At 68.2% G+C, this 17,601-nt stretch carries 18 protein-coding genes; 8 read left to right on the top strand and 10 right to left on the bottom strand.

Annotated features, from left to right (window positions below; all coding sequences use genetic code 11):
- Window positions 1-57: 57 nt before the first annotated feature.
- Window positions 58-948 (top strand): LysR family transcriptional regulator, encoded by an 891-nt coding sequence (locus ACWAT3_RS05760; RefSeq protein WP_460796628.1) that lies wholly within the window; start codon window positions 58-60, stop codon window positions 946-948.
- A gap of 99 nt (window positions 949-1,047) precedes the next feature.
- Window positions 1,048-1,395 (top strand): hypothetical protein, encoded by a 348-nt coding sequence (locus ACWAT3_RS05755; protein WP_460796626.1) that lies wholly within the window; start codon window positions 1,048-1,050, stop codon window positions 1,393-1,395.
- A 29-nt stretch (window positions 1,396-1,424) separates the two neighbouring features.
- On the opposite strand, the gene ACWAT3_RS05750 is transcribed toward ACWAT3_RS05755, so the two are convergent.
- Window positions 1,425-1,622 carry a hypothetical protein gene (locus ACWAT3_RS05750; protein ID WP_460796624.1) on the bottom strand — a complete coding sequence of 66 codons (198 nt, stop codon included), beginning with the start codon at window positions 1,620-1,622 and terminating at the stop codon, window positions 1,425-1,427.
- Between ACWAT3_RS05750 and ACWAT3_RS05745 the strand changes: the two genes are divergently transcribed.
- The 4 genes from ACWAT3_RS05745 (at window position 1,621) to ACWAT3_RS05730 (ending at window position 4,991) form a co-directional block, all read left to right on the top strand.
- Window positions 1,621-1,863, top strand: a complete 243-nt coding sequence (locus tag ACWAT3_RS05745) for a hypothetical protein (RefSeq protein ID WP_460796622.1) — start codon at window positions 1,621-1,623, stop codon at window positions 1,861-1,863. The two genes, ACWAT3_RS05750 and ACWAT3_RS05745, sit on opposite strands and share 2 nt — an antisense overlap.
- A 103-nt stretch (window positions 1,864-1,966) precedes the next feature.
- Entirely contained in the window at window positions 1,967-3,328 is a 1,362-nt protein-coding gene (locus ACWAT3_RS05740; protein WP_460796621.1) for an MFS transporter, read from the top strand.
- 35 nt (window positions 3,329-3,363) lie between these two features.
- Entirely contained in the window at window positions 3,364-3,945 is a 582-nt protein-coding gene (locus tag ACWAT3_RS05735) for a TetR/AcrR family transcriptional regulator (RefSeq protein WP_460796620.1), read from the top strand.
- Entirely contained in the window at window positions 3,942-4,991 is a 1,050-nt protein-coding gene (locus ACWAT3_RS05730) for a 2,3-butanediol dehydrogenase (RefSeq protein ID WP_460796618.1), read from the top strand. The genes ACWAT3_RS05735 and ACWAT3_RS05730 overlap by 4 nt, the downstream gene beginning before the upstream one ends.
- Window positions 4,992-5,055: 64 nt before the next feature.
- Here the strand turns inward: ACWAT3_RS05730 and ACWAT3_RS05725 are convergent, their stop codons facing one another.
- From ACWAT3_RS05725 to ilvD, 5 genes are all read right to left on the bottom strand, one after another.
- Window positions 5,056-5,190: a methionine/alanine import family NSS transporter small subunit gene (locus ACWAT3_RS05725; RefSeq protein ID WP_460796617.1), complete on the bottom strand. Its 135-nt coding sequence runs from the start codon at window positions 5,188-5,190 to the stop codon at window positions 5,056-5,058.
- The gene (locus tag ACWAT3_RS05720) at window positions 5,187-6,815 is read right to left on the bottom strand and encodes a sodium-dependent transporter (RefSeq protein WP_460796616.1); all 1,629 of its coding nucleotides are present in this window, start codon (window positions 6,813-6,815) and stop codon (window positions 5,187-5,189) included. The genes ACWAT3_RS05725 and ACWAT3_RS05720 overlap by 4 nt, the downstream gene beginning before the upstream one ends.
- Window positions 6,816-6,859: 44 nt before the next feature.
- Window positions 6,860-7,867 carry a pyridoxal-phosphate dependent enzyme gene (locus tag ACWAT3_RS05715; RefSeq protein ID WP_460796614.1) on the bottom strand — a complete coding sequence of 336 codons (1,008 nt, stop codon included), beginning with the start codon at window positions 7,865-7,867 and terminating at the stop codon, window positions 6,860-6,862.
- Between the two features lie 144 nt (window positions 7,868-8,011).
- The gene (locus tag ACWAT3_RS05710; protein WP_460796613.1) at window positions 8,012-8,989 is read right to left on the bottom strand and encodes an aldo/keto reductase; all 978 of its coding nucleotides are present in this window, start codon (window positions 8,987-8,989) and stop codon (window positions 8,012-8,014) included.
- Window positions 8,990-9,019: 30 nt separating this feature from the next.
- Window positions 9,020-10,936 carry a dihydroxy-acid dehydratase gene (gene ilvD / locus ACWAT3_RS05705; RefSeq protein ID WP_460796611.1) on the bottom strand — a complete coding sequence of 639 codons (1,917 nt, stop codon included), beginning with the start codon at window positions 10,934-10,936 and terminating at the stop codon, window positions 9,020-9,022.
- A gap of 85 nt (window positions 10,937-11,021) precedes the next feature.
- Between ilvD and ACWAT3_RS05700 the strand changes: the two genes are divergently transcribed.
- Together ACWAT3_RS05700 and ACWAT3_RS05695 are read left to right on the top strand one after the other, a co-directional pair.
- Window positions 11,022-11,807 carry a helix-turn-helix transcriptional regulator gene (locus ACWAT3_RS05700; protein ID WP_460796610.1) on the top strand — a complete coding sequence of 262 codons (786 nt, stop codon included), beginning with the start codon at window positions 11,022-11,024 and terminating at the stop codon, window positions 11,805-11,807.
- A 72-nt stretch (window positions 11,808-11,879) separates the two neighbouring features.
- Entirely contained in the window at window positions 11,880-12,449 is a 570-nt protein-coding gene (locus ACWAT3_RS05695) for an NADPH-dependent FMN reductase (protein WP_460796609.1), read from the top strand.
- A 3-nt stretch (window positions 12,450-12,452) separates the two neighbouring features.
- On the opposite strand, the gene ACWAT3_RS05690 is transcribed toward ACWAT3_RS05695, so the two are convergent.
- From ACWAT3_RS05690 to ACWAT3_RS05675, 4 genes are all read right to left on the bottom strand, one after another.
- Window positions 12,453-12,902 (bottom strand): MarR family winged helix-turn-helix transcriptional regulator, encoded by a 450-nt coding sequence (locus ACWAT3_RS05690; protein WP_460796607.1) that lies wholly within the window; start codon window positions 12,900-12,902, stop codon window positions 12,453-12,455.
- A 114-nt stretch (window positions 12,903-13,016) separates the two neighbouring features.
- The gene (locus ACWAT3_RS05685; RefSeq protein WP_460796606.1) at window positions 13,017-13,472 is read right to left on the bottom strand and encodes a MarR family winged helix-turn-helix transcriptional regulator; all 456 of its coding nucleotides are present in this window, start codon (window positions 13,470-13,472) and stop codon (window positions 13,017-13,019) included.
- A 1-nt stretch (window position 13,473) separates the two neighbouring features.
- Complete coding sequence (locus tag ACWAT3_RS05680; protein WP_460796604.1) at window positions 13,474-15,180, bottom strand: MDR family MFS transporter; 1,707 nt, start codon at window positions 15,178-15,180, stop codon at window positions 13,474-13,476.
- A gap of 79 nt (window positions 15,181-15,259) precedes the next feature.
- The gene (locus ACWAT3_RS05675; protein WP_460796603.1) at window positions 15,260-17,599 is read right to left on the bottom strand and encodes an arylsulfatase; all 2,340 of its coding nucleotides are present in this window, start codon (window positions 17,597-17,599) and stop codon (window positions 15,260-15,262) included.
- Window positions 17,600-17,601: the final 2 nt, after the last annotated feature.

The following is a 17,601-nucleotide window of genomic DNA, read 5'->3' as shown; positions in this document are numbered from 1 at the left end:
AGCGCACATTTACGATGGATATCGTTCAGGTTCATCGATGTTTCAGCAGGGAGCGCCGTGTTCGAACTCAGACGTCTGCGCCTGCTGCACGAGCTGGGGCTGCGCGGCACCATCGCCGAGGTCGCGGGCGCGCTGGGCTACAGCGCGTCGACCGTGTCGCAGCAGCTCGCCCAACTCGAACGCGACGCCGGAGTCGCGCTGCTCGAGCCGGACGGACGGCGCGTGCGACTGACCGCGCAGGGTCGTGTGCTGGCCGCGCACGCCGCACGGGCGCTCGAGCTGGATGAGGCTGCTCGGGCCGAGCTGTCGAGCTCGCAGGACACCCCGGCGCGCGTGCGCATCGCCGTCATGCCGACCGCCGCCGAGGCGCTGGTTCCCGCCGCACTCACGACGCTGGCGGAGCGGATGCCAGGGCTGCGCGTCGAGATGCGCGAACTGGCTCCCGAGATCGCGCTGTTCGAACTGCAGGCGCGCGTCTTCGACCTCGTGGTGGCCGAGCAGTATCCAGGGCACACGCGTCCGGTGAGCGAAGGCATCGAGCGGACGCTGCTGGGGCGGGATCCGATCCGTCTGGCCGTTCCGCGCGGCGACCCGGCCACCGAGCTCGCGGACCTGCGCGATCGCGTCTGGGTGCTGGAGCCCGAGGGCGCCGCCGTCCGGCAGTGGGCCGTGCAGCAGTGCCGCGCGGCGGGGTTCGAGCCGGATGTGCGCTTCGAGGCCACAGACCTCGTCGCCCATGCACGACTGGTCGCCGCGGGGCATGCCGTGGCGATGCTGCCCGACCTGGTCTGGACCGGAGACCACGCCCGCGTGCGGCTGCGGGAGCTGCCCGGCTCTCCCGTCCGGGAGATCTTCGCGGCGACCAGGGCCTCCTCGCGCGACAGCGCGGCAGTCGTCGCGGTGCGCGATGCACTGGCCGAGGCGCTGGCCGCGCATCGCCCGCACTGAACCTGTTCGCGGATTGTTTCGGCACGTGTCGGGGCCGCTTCCACCAGCACCGGCCCCGACCTACTCTTGCTGGAACACCCCGACCGTCAGGAGATCATCGTGTCCAGCCCGCAGCCCGCCTCTTCGCCCCTCCAGGTGCGTGAGCGTGCGGCGTGCATGTGCGACCGCGGTGATGTCTGCTCCTCGTTCGCGCCGGGGCACGCGCTGCACCTCATCCAGGCCCGGATGGCGTCGGCGACCCCGGCCGAGTGGGTCGACGGGATCGTCGAGTCGGCGGATGCCGTGACCGGCGACCTCGTCGTGCGCGACCTGGACGGCACGGCGCACGCGCTGTGGAACGGATCGAGCGCCGCACTCGAGGCCGGTGTGGGCACACCGGTAGCACTGCACCGCCGCTACCACGTCCTCGCCGTCGGACGCGTGCAGTTCAACGTGACGACCGCCTGACCGCGCCGCCTTCGAAGTCGAGCCGCTGCTCAGGCAGCCGCCATCATCATGTCCTTCATGGCCATGCAGGCGTCCATGCAGGCCTGGCACGACTGAGCGCACATTTTGCAGACCTCGCTGTGGTCCGCGTGCTCCATGCAGGCGTCCATGCACATCTGGCACATGGCGATGCAGGCATCCAGCATCGACATCATGACCGCCGGCGTCATGCCCTGCATGCGCATCATGGAGCGCATCATCGTGTTGCACATGTCAGCGCAGTTCATGCAGGCCGGCGCACAGTCCATCATCTGCACCGAACAGACCGTGCAGGCCTGCTCGCACGCCGAACACGCATCCATGCACGCCTGCATCACCGACATGTCCATCATGTCCATGCCGGGCATCGACATCATGTCCTTCGACATGGCGCCCATCATCATCGAATCCATCTCGCACCTCGCTCTTCGTGGCGGCTCTCGCCGGTGAGAAGCGGGCAGGAGACCCGCCTGACGCCAGAGTAGACCCGGAGGCGGTGCGGAGTCGATGGCGAATCCGGATCGGTGTCCGCCGCCGGGCGTAGTCTCGGCGTGTGACCACGGCATCCCTCTCCGGCACGCAGCGACTCGTGATCTCCATCGCGGTGCTCGCCTCGTTCGTGACGTTCCTCGACGGCACGGTCGTGACGGTCGCCCTGCCCGCGATCAGCGCGGAGCTCGGCGGCGGCATCACCACGCAGCAGTGGGCGGTCGACGCGTACCTCATCACGTTGAGCGCTCTGATCCTGCTGGCCGGCTCCGTGTCGGATGCCTATGGGCGCGTGTTCGTGATGCGCATCGGACTCATCGCGTTCGGCATCTCGTCGATCGCGGTCGGCTTCGCGTTCGATCCGGTCATGCTCATCATCGCCCGCGCGGCGCAGGGGGCCGCCGGCGCCCTGCTGGTCCCGAGTTCGCTCGCCCTCATCACAGCGACCATGCGCGGCGAGGTGCAGGCGCGCGGCATCGGCGTGTGGACGGCATTCACGACCTCCGCGCAGCTGATCGGCCCGCTGCTGGGCGGATTGTTCGTCGACTTCCTGTCCTGGCGGTTCGTGTTCCTGATCAACGTGATCCCGATCGCCGTCACCCTCGTGCTGCTCGCACGGCTGCGCCTGCCGGAGCATCCTCGGGACATCCGCGTGGACTGGCTCAGCGGTGCGCTGTGCGCGGCCGGTCTCGCCGGTGTCGTGTTCGCCCTCATCGAGCAGCCGAACCTCGGATGGACCTCACCGGCGATCTGGATCCCCGGTATCCTCGGCATCCTTTTCCTCGGGGCGTTCCTGCTGCGTCAGCGCACCGAGAAGTCCATGATGCCGCTGTCGCTGTTCCGCATCCGCAACTTCGGGTGGGGCAACCTGGCGACGCTCTTCGTCTACGCCGCACTGTCGCTGAACGGCTTCGTGATCGGGGTGTATCTGCAGCAGGGCGCCGGGCTGAGCGCGACGGCGGCAGGGCTCGCCAGCCTGCCCATCACGATCCTCATGATCCTGCTGAGCGCGCGCGCCGGCGCCTGGGCAGGGCGCTGGGGGCCTCGCATCTTCATGACGGTCGGTCCGCTGATCATGGCGGGCGGCGCCCTGCTGCTGTTGACCGTCTCGGCCGACTTCGACTATTGGTGGCAGGTGCTGCCCGCCATGGTCGTGCTGGGTCTCGGCCTGTCGATCACTGTCGCACCGCTCACGGCAGCGATCCTCGGCGCGATCGACGAGCGCCGCAGCGGCATCGCCTCGGCCATCAACAACGCCATCTCGCGCGTGGCCGGTCTGCTCGTCGTGGCGATGCTCTCGACCATCGTCGGCGGAACGCTCGACCTGAACGGCTTCCACGACGCGGCGTGGGTCACGGCTGCCCTGTTCGCGATCGGCGGCGTCGTGTCGTGGATCGGCATCCGCCGCCCCGTTCTCGAACGATAACGCCCTATCTGACACTTGTTGGATACAATGGGGGCATGGACGCACGGTCGCGACGCTCGCAGGAGAAGCTGCGCGGAGCCGTTCTCACCCTTGCAGCGCTGACGCCGATCACCGAAGTGACCGTGTCGGCCGTCTGTCGTGAGGCCGGTGTCACTCGGGACACGTTCTACCGCCATGCGGAGAGCCCTGTCCGCCTGCTGGCGGACGCACTCGCCGCCGAGATCGACGAAACGATCCATGCGCTCCCGGACGCGGATGCCATCGGCGACGGCGAGCGCGCCCTGATCGCGCACGTACTGCACCATGGCGCCGTGTACCGCGGCGCCATGAACCCCTCGCTCGCCGCCCCCGTGCGCAGCACCCTCGAGAGCTCGATCCGATCCGGTCTGGAGCTGTGGACCCGACTGCATCCCGGCATCCTGCCCGCGGTGTTCGTCGACGACGACTCCGCACTGCGACTCGCGATCGCGTACGCCGCATCCGGCACCGTCGGAGCGATCGAGGAATGGCTGCGTCAGGACGACGACGATGTCGACCGCGCCGTCGAGCTGATCCTCGCGGCGTCACCGCAGTGGTGGCTGGCGCACCCGGCCACCCACGAAAGGAGAGAAGAATGAAGGCTGCCGTATTCCACGCCAAGGAGGACCTGCGCGTCGAGGAGGTCGAGGAACCGACCCCCGGGCCCGGCCAGGTGAAGCTGCGCAACGCGTTCGCGGGGATCTGCGGATCCGACCTGCACGTGTACTACTCGCCCGAGGCCGCCGGTCTCGACTTCGATCACCCGCACCCGGTGACCGGATCGACCCTGCCGCAGATCCTGGGCCACGAGTTCTCCGGCACGGTCGTCGAGGTCGGCGAGGGAGTGACCGACGTCCAGGTCGGCGACCGCGCAGCGGTCTGGCCGATCTACTACTGCGGCGAGTGCCCCGCCTGCCGCAAGGGCATGTTCAACGCGTGCCAGAAGATCGGCTTCCACGGGCTGAGCTCGCACGGCGGCGGCATGGCCGCCTTCACGACGGTGGATGCTTCGAAGCTGCACGTCCTCCCCGAGAACGTCGACCTGCGGATGGGCGCGCTCGTCGAACCGATGTCCGTGGCATGGCACGCGGTGTCGCGGGGAAACATCGAAGCGGGGCAGACCGCCTTGATCGCGGGCGCCGGCCCGATCGGCATCGGCGTCTGGTTCGCCCTCAGGGCGCGCGGCATCGACCGGGTGCTCGTCTCCGAGCCCAGTGCCGAACGCCGCGCCATCATCGCCGCCCTCGGCGCGACGGTCGTCGATCCGGTGAACGAGGATCTCGACGCCGCGGTCGCGGAGCTCACGGAGGGCGCAGGAGTGGATGCCGCGTTCGACGCCGCCGGAGCGGGACCCGCGATCACCTCCGCACTGGCAAGCCTGACGCCGGGCGGACGCGTGGTCGTCGTCGCCATCCACGAGCGCCCGATGCAGTTCCTGCCCACCCAGCTGGTGATGGGCGAGACCGAGATCGCCGGGGCGCTGGCCTACCTGCCCGAGGACTTCGATGCCGTGATCGACGCCATGTCCCGCGGCGTGTACGACACGACGGGCTGGGTGCAGGAAGTCGCGCTGGACGGCGTCGTCGACGCGATCCACGCGCTGCGCGGCGGCGCCGGCGCGAAGATCCTCGTCCAGGCCGACTGAGATCTGATTCGACGAAGCCCTGCGCACGGCCGATCGGCGGTGCGCAGGGCTTCGTCGTGCACGGTCACAACTCGATTGGCACGTCCGGTTCGCTCTCGGCGACCTCTGGATGCCTGGCCAGGTTCACGATCGCGGCGACCAGGCCGCCCCAGACGGTGGCCATGGCGATGATCATCATGATGACGGCGGTGGGGGTCATGCGCCCGCTCCCCTCTCTGCGGCCGTCGGCAATCGTACGGCCTGCGTCTCGGCATCCGGTGTGTAGCCCTCGCTGGCGAGGAACGCGTCGTACTCCGGGTCGTTCTTCGCGCGCGAACGTCGGCTCCACGGGAGCAGCGAGAGCAGGATCGACAGCACGACGAGCCCGATCACCATCCCCCAGCCGAAGATCCCCAGGAACCAGATCGGATACCCCTCGTACGGATTCTCGATCTTCTCCATCAGGCCGGTGACGAACAGGTACCCCAGCACGATCGGGGCGAGACCGCCCACCAGCAGGAGCCAGATCGGTCCGACGCGGAAGCTGGAGCGGCTGTTCAGGTGCCTCTGGAGCCTCGGCAGCGAGCGCAGCAGCCACGCCACCACGATGAGGGTGACGAGAGCGACCGCCATGATGCCGAAGGCATTGACGAAGGCATCCGCCGTGTCGAGCACGAACAGCGCCGTCGTGGTCGAGAACAGTGCGATCGAGATCAGCGCGAGCGGGATCGACACCGTGAGCGTCGTGCGCACGCGCCCCCAGCCGAGCTTGTCCTGAAGGGCCGCGACGATGACCTCGAGGATCGAGATGAGCGACGTGATCCCGGCGAACACGAGGGCGCCGAAGAACAGCACGCCGATGATCGAGCCGCCCGTGGCGTTGGACACGATGGTCGGGAACGCGACGAAGGCAAGACCGATTCCCGCGCTCGCGACCTCCGAGACCTCGGAGGCCTGCGCCTGCGCCATGAAGCCGAGGGCCGCGAACACGCCGATGCCGGCGAGGATCTCGAAACCCGAGTTCGCGAATGCGACGACGAGCCCCGAGCCGGTGAGATCCGTCTTGCGCTTGAGGTACGACGAGTAGGTCACCATGATCCCGAACGCCACCGACAGCGAGAAGAAGATGTGGCCGTAGGCGGATGCCCAGACGGCCGGATCGGCGAGAGCCTCCCAGTTCGGGGTGAAGAAGGCGTTCAGCCCCTCCATCGCCCCTGGGAGGAACAGCGCCTGGACCACGAGCGCCGCGAACATCACGGTCAGCAGCGGCATGAGGACCATGTTCGCCGCGCCGATCCCCCGCTTCACGCCGAGAGCCATGAGCACGATGACGATCAGCCACACCACGATGAGCGGGATGCCGACCTGGGGCACGAACGTCGTGGAGATCCCGTCGGAGGCGACGTCACCTGCCTGCAGGAATTCCCCGAAGAAGAAGTCGTTCTCGTTGCCCGCTCCCCAGCTCAGCTGCGCCGAGAACCAGGTGTACATCGCCGCCCAGGCGATGATCACGGCGTAGTAGACCGCGATCACGACACAGATGAGCACCTGCCACCAGCCCAGGGGCTCTGCGGCCCGGTGCAGGCGACGGAAGGCGAGCGGCGCCGAACCGCGGAAGCGGTGGCCGATCGCGTAGTCGAAGAACAGCAGCGGGATGCCGGCGGTCAGCAGCGCGCACAGGTACGGGATGAGGAACGCGCCGCCGCCTCCTTCGTACGCGACGTAGGGGAAGCGCCAGATGTTCCCCAGTCCGACGGCCGAGCCGATCGCCGACAGGATGAACACGTTGCGGGACCCGAACGCCTCGCGCTTCGGAGTGGGGGCGTGCGTCGTCGCGGCATCCATGTCCACGACGATAGCCGACCGGGTGCCGATCTGCGGGGGTCGGTTCAGGCGAGCCCGGTCGCGACATCCGCCACGGCGGCGGAGGACTGTCGATCGGGGACGCCGAATCCGTGCGCGACCAGCCATGCGTCGTCGTAGATCTTGTCGAGATACCCGCGGCCGTGGTCGGGGAGCAGAACGACCACGACATCGTCCTCCCCGAGGGATGCCGCGGCCCGCAGCGCCGCGACGACGGCCATGCCGCTCGAACCGCCGACGAGCAGTCCCTCTTCGGCAGCGAGACGTCGAGTCATCGCGAACGACTCGGCATCCGACACCCGCTCATAGGAGTCGACCATCGAGGCGTCGAACGTGTCGGGCAGGAAGTCCTCGCCGACGCCCTCGACCAGATAGCCGTGAATCGGACCTCCTGAGTAGATCGACCCCTCTGGGTCGGCGCCGACGACCTGCACGCGCCCAGCGCTCGCCTGCTTCAGATAGCGCCCTGTGCCGCTGATGGTGCCGCCGGTGCCGATGCCCGCCACGAAGTGCGTGACCTTGCCGTCGGTGTCCGCCCAGATCTCCGGGCCGGTCGTGTCGAAATGCCCCTGCGGTCCGTTCTGGTTCGCGAACTGGTTGGGGTTGAAGGCGCCGGGGATCTCGGCCGCGAGCCGCGCCGCGACGCTGTAGTACGACCGCGGATCGCTCGGCTCGACGCTGGTCGGAGTGACGACGACCTCGGCGCCGTACGCGCGCAGCGTCGCGACCTTCGGCCCATCGAACTTGTCGGGGACGACGAACACCATCCGGTAGCCGCGCTGCAGTGCGATCAGCGCGAGGCCGACCCCCGTGTTGCCGCTGGTCGCCTCGACGATGGTCCCGCCTGGTTTCAGGTGGCCGTCGCGCTCGGCCGCGTTGATGATGGATGCCGCGATGCGATCCTTCGCCGAGCCGCCGGGGTTGAAGTACTCGACTTTGGCGAGGACGGTGGCGCGGATGCCGTCGGTGACGGCATTCAGGCGGACGAGCGGGGTGTAGCCGACGAGTTCGGCGATGTGGTTGGCGTAACGCACGGGTGGTTTCCTGACGGGAATGCGCGCAGAGCGGCGCGGGGTGATCTGGGTCGATGAAGGAGAGCGAAAGCGCTCAGCGACAACAACGACAGGTCAGGGACACACCGTGAGAATACCACCGCGCGGTCGGCACGGTGAGGAGAGTCAGAACCCTTCGGGGAGCCGCGGGGTGTACGGCGCTTCCAGACGCGCCAGCTCCTCCCCGGTGAGCTCGAGCTCGAGCGAGGCGATCGCATCGGCCAGGTGATGCGGCTTGGTCGCACCGACGATCGGGGCGGTCACGGCCGACTGCTGCCGGACCCACGCGAGCGCCACCTGCGCCCGCGGCACGCCGCGCTGCTCCGCGACCGCCCGCACCGCATCCGCGATCGCCCGGTTCGACGCCTCCTCGGAGCGATACATGCCCTGCGTCACCAGGTCGGTGCCCGAGCGGGTGGTCTCGGCATCCCAATCCCGGGTGAGTCGGCCGCGCGCGAGCGGCGACCACGGCAGGATGCCGATGCCCTCGTCCGCGCACAGCGGATGCATCTCGCGCTCCTCCTCGCGCTGGATCAGGTTGTACTGGTCCTGCATCGACACGAACCGCGTCAGGCCGTTCGTCTCGGCGACCCGCTGCGCCTTGGCGAACTGCCACGCCCACATCGATGACGCTCCGATATATCGGGCCTTCCCGACCCGCACGACGTCATCGAGGGCCTGCATGGTCTCCTCGATCGGCGTCTCCGGGTCCCATCGGTGGATCTGGTAGAGATCCACGTAGTCCGTGCCGAGTCGGCGGAGACTGTCGTCGATCGCCGACAGGATGTGCGCCCGCGACAGGCCGCGGCGATTGGGGCTCTCGCCCATCTTGCCGTGCACCTTTGTGGCGATCACGACGTCGTCCCGACGCGCGAAGTCGGTCAGCGCGCGGCCGACGATCTCCTCGCTCGTGCCGTCCGAGTACATGTCGGCGGTGTCGAAGGTGGTGATCCCCGCCTCCAGCGCCTGCCGGATGAACGGTCGGCTGGTCTCCTCGTCGAGCGTCCACGCGTGCGGGCCGCGGTCGGAGACCCCGTAGCTCATGCATCCGAGGACGAGCGCGGAGATCTTCATGCCGGTGCGGCCGAGGTTGACGTACTCCATCGTGATTCCTGTCGTTCGCAGCGTGCGCGGTCAGAGAGCCAGTGCCGGCTCCGCCTCGCGCGCCTCCTGCTCGCGCAGCGCGCGCTCGACCCGGTCGACGTCGCGGACGGCGCCCTTGTCAGCGGACAGCGCCATCGCCGCGTAGGCGCGCAGTGCCGGCGACACGACCCGCTCACGGTCGCGGGGGCGGTAGCCGCCGTTCTCGATCAGGCGTGCCCGGCGCTCGGCGAGGACCTCCTCCGAGACCTCGAGCGTGAGGCCACGCGTCGGGATGTCGATCGTGATGATGTCGCCGTCCTCGACGAGGGCGATCGTTCCGCCGGAGGCGGCCTCAGGAGAGACGTGCCCGATCGACAGACCCGATGTGCCGCCGGAGAAGCGGCCGTCGGTGATGAGCGCGCACTTCTTGCCGAGCCCGCGCCCCTTCAGGAACGAGGTCGGGTACAGCATCTCCTGCATGCCAGGCCCGCCCTTGGGGCCCTCGTAGCGGATGACCACGACGTCGCCCTCCGCGACCTCCTTGGCGAGGATCTTCGACACCGCCTCGTCCTGCGACTCGCAGACCACGGCCGGTCCGGAGAACGTCCAGATCGACGGATCGACGCCCGCGGTCTTGACGACTGCGCCATCGACGGCGATGTTGCCCCGGAGTACCGCGAGTCCGCCGTCCTTCGAGTACGCGTTCTCGACGTCGCGGATGCAGCCGCCCGCGGCATCCAGATCGAGGTCCTCCCAGCGCGCGGACTGCGAGAACGCCTTCGAGGAGCGGATGCCGGCCGGCGCCGCGTGCCACAGCTCGAACGCCTTCTCCGATGCCGACCCGCCACGGACGTCCCACTCGTCGAGCCAGGCGCCCATGGTCGACGCGTGCACGGTGTGCACGTCCTCGTCGAGCATCCCGCCGCGACGCAGCTCTCCGAGGATCGCCGGGATGCCACCGGCGCGGTGCACATCCTCCATGTAGTAGATCTTCCCGTCGCCGGCCGCGTTGGGGGCGACCTTCGCGAGACACGGGACCCGACGCGACACGGCGTCGATCTCGTCGAGACCGAACTCGACGCCCGCCTCGTGCGCGGCGGCGAGCAGGTGCAGGATCGTGTTGGTCGAACCGCCCATCGCGATGTCCAGCGCCATGGCGTTGCCGAACGCAGCGGGGGTCGCGATGCTCCGAGGCAGCACAGAGGCGTCGTCCTCGTCGTAGAAGCGGCGCGCGATGTCGACGACGAGCGCGCCGGCATCCTCGTAGAGCGCCTTGCGTGCGGTGTGCGTGGCGAGCGTCGAACCGTTGCCCGGCAGCGACAGACCCATCGCCTCGGTGAGGCAGTTCATCGAGTTGGCGGTGAACATTCCCGAGCACGAACCGCAGGTCGGGCACGCCGCCTCCTCGATGCGCTGCATGTCGGCATCCGAAATGTTCTCGTTCACGGCGTCCGAGATCGCGTCGACGAGGTCGAGGGTGCGGATCGAGCCGTCGACGAGCGTCGCGCGGCCGGACTCCATCGGACCGCCGGAGACGAACACGGTCGGGATGTTCAGGCGCAGAGCGGCCATGAGCATGCCGGGGGTGATCTTGTCGCAATTCGAGATGCAGATCAGCGCGTCGGCGCAGTGCGCGTTGACCATGTACTCGACCGAGTCGGCGATCAGATCGCGGGAGGGGAGCGAGTACAGCATCCCGCCGTGGCCCATCGCGATGCCGTCGTCGACGGCGATGGTGTTGAACTCCCGCGGGATGCCGCCAGCTGCCTCGATCGCCTCCGAGACGATGCGACCGACCGGCTGCAGGTGCGTGTGGCCGGGGACGAACTCGGTGAAGCTGTTCGAGACGGCGATGATCGGCTTGCGTCCCAGGTCGGCGCCGTTCACGCCGGCGGCGCGCAGCAGTGCGCGGGCGCCGGCCATGTTGCGGCCGTGGGTGATGGTGCGTGAGCGGAAGGGGGTGGGCATTGAACCATTCCGCCACAGGTTTCCCGTGCGGACCAGACGGCGGTGATACTAGTAGTGGTACTACCACTTGAATCGGAGGGCGACGATGGATGCCGATCGCCGACGCCGCGAGGAACTCGCCGCGTTCCTCCGCGACCGACGGGCGCGTGCCGACCGCACTGCACTCGGACTGCCTGATGCCCCGCGGGGGCGCCTGCAGGGGCTGCGCCGCGAGGAGGTCGCAACCCTCGCCGGCCTAAGCGTCACCTGGTACACCTGGCTCGAACAGGCGCGAGCCATCAACCCGTCGCGCCAGGTGCTCGAAGCGCTCGGGCGTCTGTTCGGCCTGCGCCCCGTCGAGCGGACCTACCTGCTGACACTCGGCGGGCACGGCGAGATCGCGACCCCGTCGACCGCGACCGTGCATGCGCCGGAGCGGCTTCGTCGCCTGCTGGAATCTTTCCCCTTCCCGGCGTTCCTCCTGGCATCGGATTGGACGATCATCGGCTGGAACGCCGCCTACGCGCACCTCTACCCCCGCATCGAGAGCCTGGATGCCGAGGATCGCAACCTGCTGTGGCTGCTGTTCACCGACCCCGACCTGCGCCGACTGCTGCCGGATTGGGCGGAGCAGAGCCGTCGCTTCGTCGGCGAGTTCAGGGCAGAGGCCCGCCGCTGGCTGAGCGCGCCGCGCGAGGCCGGCATCGTCGCGCGAGTGAGCGCGGCATCCGACGACTTCGCGAAGATCTGGCAGGAACGGGACGTCGAGGGCTTCGTGTCACGGGAGCGGTCGTTCCGGCATCCGCTCGCCGGGCTCACGACGTACGAGCAGCACGGGGTCGTGCCCAGCGAGTTCCCCGATCTCGAACTGATCCTGTACGTGCCCGCCTGAGCCGACTCTTTCGCCCAGGCGTATTCCGGAGCATGCTGGTGCACAGATCGCACACGCACAGGAGGGCTCGTGATGACCACGTACAAGGTCGGCTATTTCGTCGGAAGCCTGTCAAAGGAATCCATCAACCGCACGCTTTCGAAGGCGCTGATCCGCGTCGCACCGGACGGCCTGGAGTTCGTCGAGATCCCGATCGGCGACCTGCCGCTCTACAACCGCGATCTAGACGAGGACTATCCGCCGTCCGCCCTCACCCTCAAGGAAGCCATCGCCGCGTCGGATGCCGTGCTGTTCGTGACGCCGGAGTACAACCGCTCGATCCCCGGCGCGCTCAAGAATGCGATCGACTGGGCATCGCGGCCGTGGGGCCAGAACTCGTTCGACCACATCCCGGCCGGCGTCATCGGCGCTTCGGTCGGCACGATCGGCACCGCGCTGGCGCAGCAGAGCCTGCGGTCCGTGCTGAGCTTCTGCAACGCCCGTCAGATGACGTCGCCCGAAGCGTACATCCACTTCTCGCCCGAGATCTTCACCGACGACGGCGATGTGCTGGTGGACAGCACGAAGGAGTTCCTGACGAACTACATGCAGGAGTTCCGCGACCACATCGAACGCGTGCTGACGGTCCTGCCGCGCGCCTGAGCATCAGCCGCCGAGGGCGTTCAGCAGATCGGCGAAGTGGTCGAGGTCCGCGGCCGTCCAGGCGCGCAGCCGCTCGCCGATGCGCCCCTCGTAGCGGGCGCGGGCGAGCGCGATGCGCTCCTGTGCGAGATCGGTCGCGACGAGCACCCGCACCCGCCGGTCAGTCGGAGACGGGACGCTCTCGACGAGCCCCAGCTCCTCGAGCTGACGCACCTGGCGGCTCACCGCCGACTTGTCGGTCTGCAGGCGCTCGATGATCTCGCCGGCCGAGGTAGCCTTGCCGGTCGCGATCGACGTGAGCACCTGGTAGCCGAGCGGCTGGAGATCCGGATGCACGGTCACGGCCGCTTCGCGCCAGCTGACCCGGATGCGGGCGAACAGCCGACCCAGCTCGTGCTCGACGCGGGCGACCGCTTCGTCCAGTTCGGTGCCCGCGACGGGCTGATCACTCATAGGCCCAGTGTACGAGCGCCGGCAGGCCCCGCCAGGCACGCGAAAGGGCAGTACGGCACAGTGCGCCGGCGCGCAACTGTGCCGTACTGCCCTTTCGATGAGCGAGGAGGTGGCTCACGCCTCGGCGAGGAGGCGGAACACCTTCGACGCCGTGCGGATCTCATCCTCGGTCAATCCAGTGATGCTGGTCCGCAGGCGTTGCGCGTGATCGCCGCGAATATCGGCGAGCGCCGCGCACGCCGCCGGCGTCGCGGTCAGCACCCGCAGCCGTCCGTCGTTCTCGTCGGGCCGCGACTCGATGAGATCCAGGTCCTCCAGCATCCGCACCTGGCGGCTGACGACGGACTTGTCCATCTCGAACAGCTCGGCGAGCTGGTGCGCGTTCGTGCTTCCCGCCCGCGCGATCGCCGCCAGCAGCTTGTACCCGGACGGCTGGAGCTCGGGATGGATCCAGGCTGCGGATTCCTTCCAGAGCGACCGTGCCTTCGCGAAGATCAGGTTCAGGTGCCCCTGGAACTCCGCGAGTGCATCATCGACGTCTGCCGATGACGCGGTGCCGGTGGCGGCCATGTCAGCGGCCCCGCTCCTGCTCGTCGCGCTCGATCACGGCCACGGAGCCGGTCGTGGGCTGCGTCCCACCCGTCCGGATGGCTCCGGTCGTGTTCAGGGATGCCGCGACCTCGGCCTCGGCGATCTCGATCACCGACTCCTCCGCCTGCTCGCGCAGCTCTTCGGCCGCCGTCTTCGTGGAGAGCGGCTTGTTCTTGATGAACGCGATCGCGATGACGCCGAGGATAGCGAGCGGGATGGCGATCATGAAGGCGTCCGCGATGCCCAGACCGTACGCGGACTCGACGATCGTGCGGATCGTCTCCGGCAGCTCGTTCATCTTGGGGACGTCCCCGGACGCGAGGTGCGTGAGCGCGTCGATCTCCTCCTGCGAGGTCGGGGTGAATCCCTTGAGGTCATCGGCGATGTAGTTGCCGACACTGGTCGAGAGGATCGACCCCATGATCGTGACGCCGATGGTGCCGGCGATCGTGCGGAAGAAGTTGACGTTCGACGAAGCCGCACCGAGCTGCGTCGGCGGGGTGTCGTTCTGCACGATCAGGGTGAGGTTCTGCATGACCATGCCGAGACCGGCGCCGAGGACGAACATGTACACCGCCACGAGCGAGAAGGGCGTGTCGTAGCGCAGCGTCGCCATGAGGCTCACGCCGATGACCGCGAGGATGGAGCCGAGCACCATCCAGGACTTCCACTTGCCGAACCGACTGACGAGCTGACCGATGATGATCGAGGCGCCCATCTGGCCGATGATCATCGGGATCGTCATGAGACCCGACTCCGTCGGCGTCGCGCCGCGGGCGAGTTGGAAGTACTGCGCGAGGAACACCGAGGTGGCGAACATCGAGACGCCGATGGCGATCGAGGCGATCACCGAGAGCGTGAAGGTGCGGTTGCGGAACAGCGACATCGGAACGATCGGTTCCTTCACGAAGAACTCGACCGTGATGAACGCGGCGAGGGCGACGCCGGCACCGACGATCAGGACGATGCTCGTCGCGGAGTCCCACTCGAACTGGCTGCCGCCCATCGAGACCCAGATCAGCAGGGTCGAGACGCCGACGGCGAGCAGCACGATGCCGAAGTAGTCGATCGAGACCTTGGTCTTCGCAGGCTTGGGCAGATGCAGCGTGAACTGCAGCAGGATGAGCGCGATGATCGCGAACGGGACGCCGACGAAGAAGTTGGAACGCCATCCCCACGTGTCGGTGAGGAATCCGCCCAGCAGCGGTCCGCCGATCGTGCCGAGCGCCATGATGCCGCCGACGACGCCCATGTACTTGCCGCGCTCGCGTGGCGAGATGATGAGCGCGACCGCGATCATCACGAGCGACATCAGGCCGCCGACGCCGATGCCCTGAAGCACGCGCACCGCGATGAGCATGTTGGTGTCGGTCGAGAATCCGGCGATCACGGTGCCGACAGTGAAGAGGATGAGCGCGATCTGGACGAGAACCTTGCGGTTCATGAGGTCGGCGAGCTTGCCCCAGATCGGGGTGGACACCGCGGTGGCCAGCAGGCTCGCGGTGATGACCCAGGTGTATTGGGCCTGCGTACCGCCGAGGTCGGCGATGATGACGGGCATCGAGGTCGACACGACCGTGCCGGAGAGCACGGCGACGAACATTCCGACGACGAGGCCGGAGATCGCGGTGAAGACCTCGCGGGCCGAGCGCGTCTGCTCAGCCGGGGAGGAAGGTGTGGAGGTCACGGTGTCTGCTCCTGTAGAGGAAAGTTGATCTGCGTCAACCATACACCGATAGTTGCGAAACAGCAACCATTGCCCTCGGTCAACTGCTGTAGGTGATGTGCACCTTCCCGATCACGCCCTCGAAGGCGAACGGCATCCGATCGGAGTAGGCGCGCGAGACGGCACCGCCGTAGGCGCGTCCGATGTCGAGGCAGTCGTTCGCGGAGAACAGCAGGGGTGCGCTGACCGGGACGACGCCGGATCCCACTTCGGCCCCGTCGACGCGCAGCGTCACCGACAGCGGGCCACCGGGGCGCGGTTCGACGTACGTCGTGTCGACTTCGATCGTCACGTCGCCGGCCGCCACTGGCTCGGACGACGCGATCGTCGTGCGCTGCACGAGGAACAGGTTGTATTCGTAAGTGAGCACGCCATCGAGGAGGAAACAGGTGAGCCCGCCGCCGGCGCCGCCGAGCTTGTACAGCACGCCGTTCGCCCGCTCAGGGAGCGTCGTCTGAATCGTCACCGCATTCGGCTTGTTGCCGAGCGCCGGCGCGCAGAACTCCGGCACCCGAACCGTGTCACCGGTCATCTCCCATTGCGTGTACGGCAACGAGATGCGGTACTCCGGGTGGTACACCGGAACCCACAGTCCCGCTCCGACCGGAAGCACCTCGTTCTTCGCCGCTTCGATCGCGAAGAGCTCCTTGAGCTCGGCGAGCTTCTCGGGGTTCTCCGCCGCGAGGTCCTTCGCCTGGCTCCAGTCCTCGTCGAGGTGGTAGAGCTCCCAGGTGTCGCGGTCGGGCGTCCAGGTCGCGATGCCGGGAGGCGCGCCGGGAATCCATGGCAGCCGCGGACCGGTGGACGACGCCATCCAGCCGTCGGAGTAGATCGATCGGCTCGCCATGATCTCGAAGTACTGTGTGCGGTGCCGCCCCTCGGCCGCAGCGTCGTCGACCGCGTACGCGAAGCTGGTCCCGTCGATCGGGTCCTGATGGATGCCGTTGACGGACTCGGGCGCGGAGATGCCGAGGATCTCGTAGATCGTCGGAGCCAGGTCGATCACGTGGTGGAACTGCGTGCGGGGCTCCGGGTCAGGGGCGATGCGCTCCGGCCAGCGCAGGAACATCGGATTGCGCGTGCCGCCGAGGTGCGAGGCCATGAGTTTCATGCCCTGGTACGGGGTCGATCCGGCCCAGGCCCAGCCCGCGTGATACTGGTTGTCCGTCGCCGGGGTGCCCAGGGCATCGAGACCGCCGAGCTCCTCCAACGCCGCGAGGTGCTGGTCGATCGTGGTCGGGATCATGTTCTGCGCGAGCAGTTCGCTGATCGTGCCGTTCTGCCCCTCACCGGACGAGCCGTTGTCGCCCCAGATGTACACGACGAGTGTGTTGTCGGCGTAGCCCAGATCCTCGAGCGCGTCGACCAGCCGTCCGGCCTGCACGTCGGCGTGCTCACCGAAGCCGGCGCACACCTCCATCAGTCGGGCCTGGAACGGCTTCTGCTCGTCGGGGATCTCGTCCCACCCCTGCAGGTTGTCCGGGCGGGGCGTGAGCTCGGCATCCTGTGGGACCCAACCGGCGGCCTTCGCCCCTTCCAGAGCCCGCTCACGGTAGGCGTCCCAGCCGTCGTCGAAACGGCCGCGGTACTTGTCCGACCACTCCTTCATGATGTGGTGCGGCCCATGGATCGCACCGGTCGCCCAGTACATGAAGAATGGCTTGTCCGGCGAGAGCGCCTTGTGGTTGCGCAGCCACCCGATGGCGTCGTCGGCGATGTCCTCGCTGAGGTGGTAGCCCTCTTCCGGTGTCTTGGGCGGCAGGACCGAGGTGGTGTTGCGCACCAGGTTGGGCTCGTACTGCGAGGCCTCCCCCGCGAGGAAGCCGTAGAAGTACTCGAATCCGTACCCCGTCGGCCACCGGTCATGGGGACCCGCGACGGTCGTCTCCTCGGCGGGGGTGTTGTGCCACTTGCCCCAGGCGCCGGTGGAGTAGCCGTAGTTGCGCAGCACCTCGGCGATCGTCGCGCTCGACTTCGGGATGTGACCGGAGTACCCGTCCCAGTCGTTCGCCAGCTCGGCGATCTGCCCCGAGCCGACGCGGTGGTGGTTGCGTCCGGTCAGCAGAGACGCGCGCGTCGGCGAGCACATCGCCGTGGTGTGGAACCTGTTGAACCCGACGCCCTCGTTGCGGATGCGCTCCAGGGTGGGTGTCGCGACGGCACCGCCGAGCGGAGCCGGCAGGGCAGGCCCCGCATCGTCGATGAGGATGACGAGGATGTTCGGGGCGTCGTCACCGAGGTGTTTCTGCGGCGGAAGCGGTGCATAGGTCGACTCGGCGAGCGTGCGGCCGGCGAAGCTGCCGGACGCCTTCGGCGCGAACGGGAGCGTCCTGGCAGGCGGCAGCGGTGCACCCGCGATCGTCTGAGCGTCCCTGGTCATGT

The organism is Microbacterium sp. GXF0217, assembly GCF_054798195.1.
The sequence above is the reverse complement of the archived record's forward strand: the minus strand, read 5'-3'. Positions and strand labels throughout refer to the sequence as shown.

Coding starts and splice junctions, on each gene's coding strand:
- ACWAT3_RS05685 (WP_460796606.1), bottom strand. CDS start 13,472: ATGGCCGCCACCGGCACCGCGTCATCGGCAGACGTCGATGATGCACTC.
- ilvD (WP_460796611.1), bottom strand. CDS start 10,936: ATGCCCACCCCCTTCCGCTCACGCACCATCACCCACGGCCGCAACATG.
- ACWAT3_RS05695 (WP_460796609.1), top strand. CDS start 11,880: ATGACCACGTACAAGGTCGGCTATTTCGTCGGAAGCCTGTCAAAGGAA.
- ACWAT3_RS05735 (WP_460796620.1), top strand. CDS start 3,364: ATGGACGCACGGTCGCGACGCTCGCAGGAGAAGCTGCGCGGAGCCGTT.
- ACWAT3_RS05730 (WP_460796618.1), top strand. CDS start 3,942: ATGAAGGCTGCCGTATTCCACGCCAAGGAGGACCTGCGCGTCGAGGAG.
- ACWAT3_RS05745 (WP_460796622.1), top strand. CDS start 1,621: ATGGAGCGCATCATCGTGTTGCACATGTCAGCGCAGTTCATGCAGGCC.
- ACWAT3_RS05690 (WP_460796607.1), bottom strand. CDS start 12,902: ATGAGTGATCAGCCCGTCGCGGGCACCGAACTGGACGAAGCGGTCGCC.
- ACWAT3_RS05710 (WP_460796613.1), bottom strand. CDS start 8,989: ATGGAGTACGTCAACCTCGGCCGCACCGGCATGAAGATCTCCGCGCTC.
- ACWAT3_RS05700 (WP_460796610.1), top strand. CDS start 11,022: ATGGATGCCGATCGCCGACGCCGCGAGGAACTCGCCGCGTTCCTCCGC.
- ACWAT3_RS05750 (WP_460796624.1), bottom strand. CDS start 1,622: ATGATGCGCATGCAGGGCATGACGCCGGCGGTCATGATGTCGATGCTG.
- ACWAT3_RS05675 (WP_460796603.1), bottom strand. CDS start 17,599: ATGACCAGGGACGCTCAGACGATCGCGGGTGCACCGCTGCCGCCTGCC.
- ACWAT3_RS05725 (WP_460796617.1), bottom strand. CDS start 5,190: ATGACCCCCACCGCCGTCATCATGATGATCATCGCCATGGCCACCGTC.
- ACWAT3_RS05720 (WP_460796616.1), bottom strand. CDS start 6,815: ATGGATGCCGCGACGACGCACGCCCCCACTCCGAAGCGCGAGGCGTTC.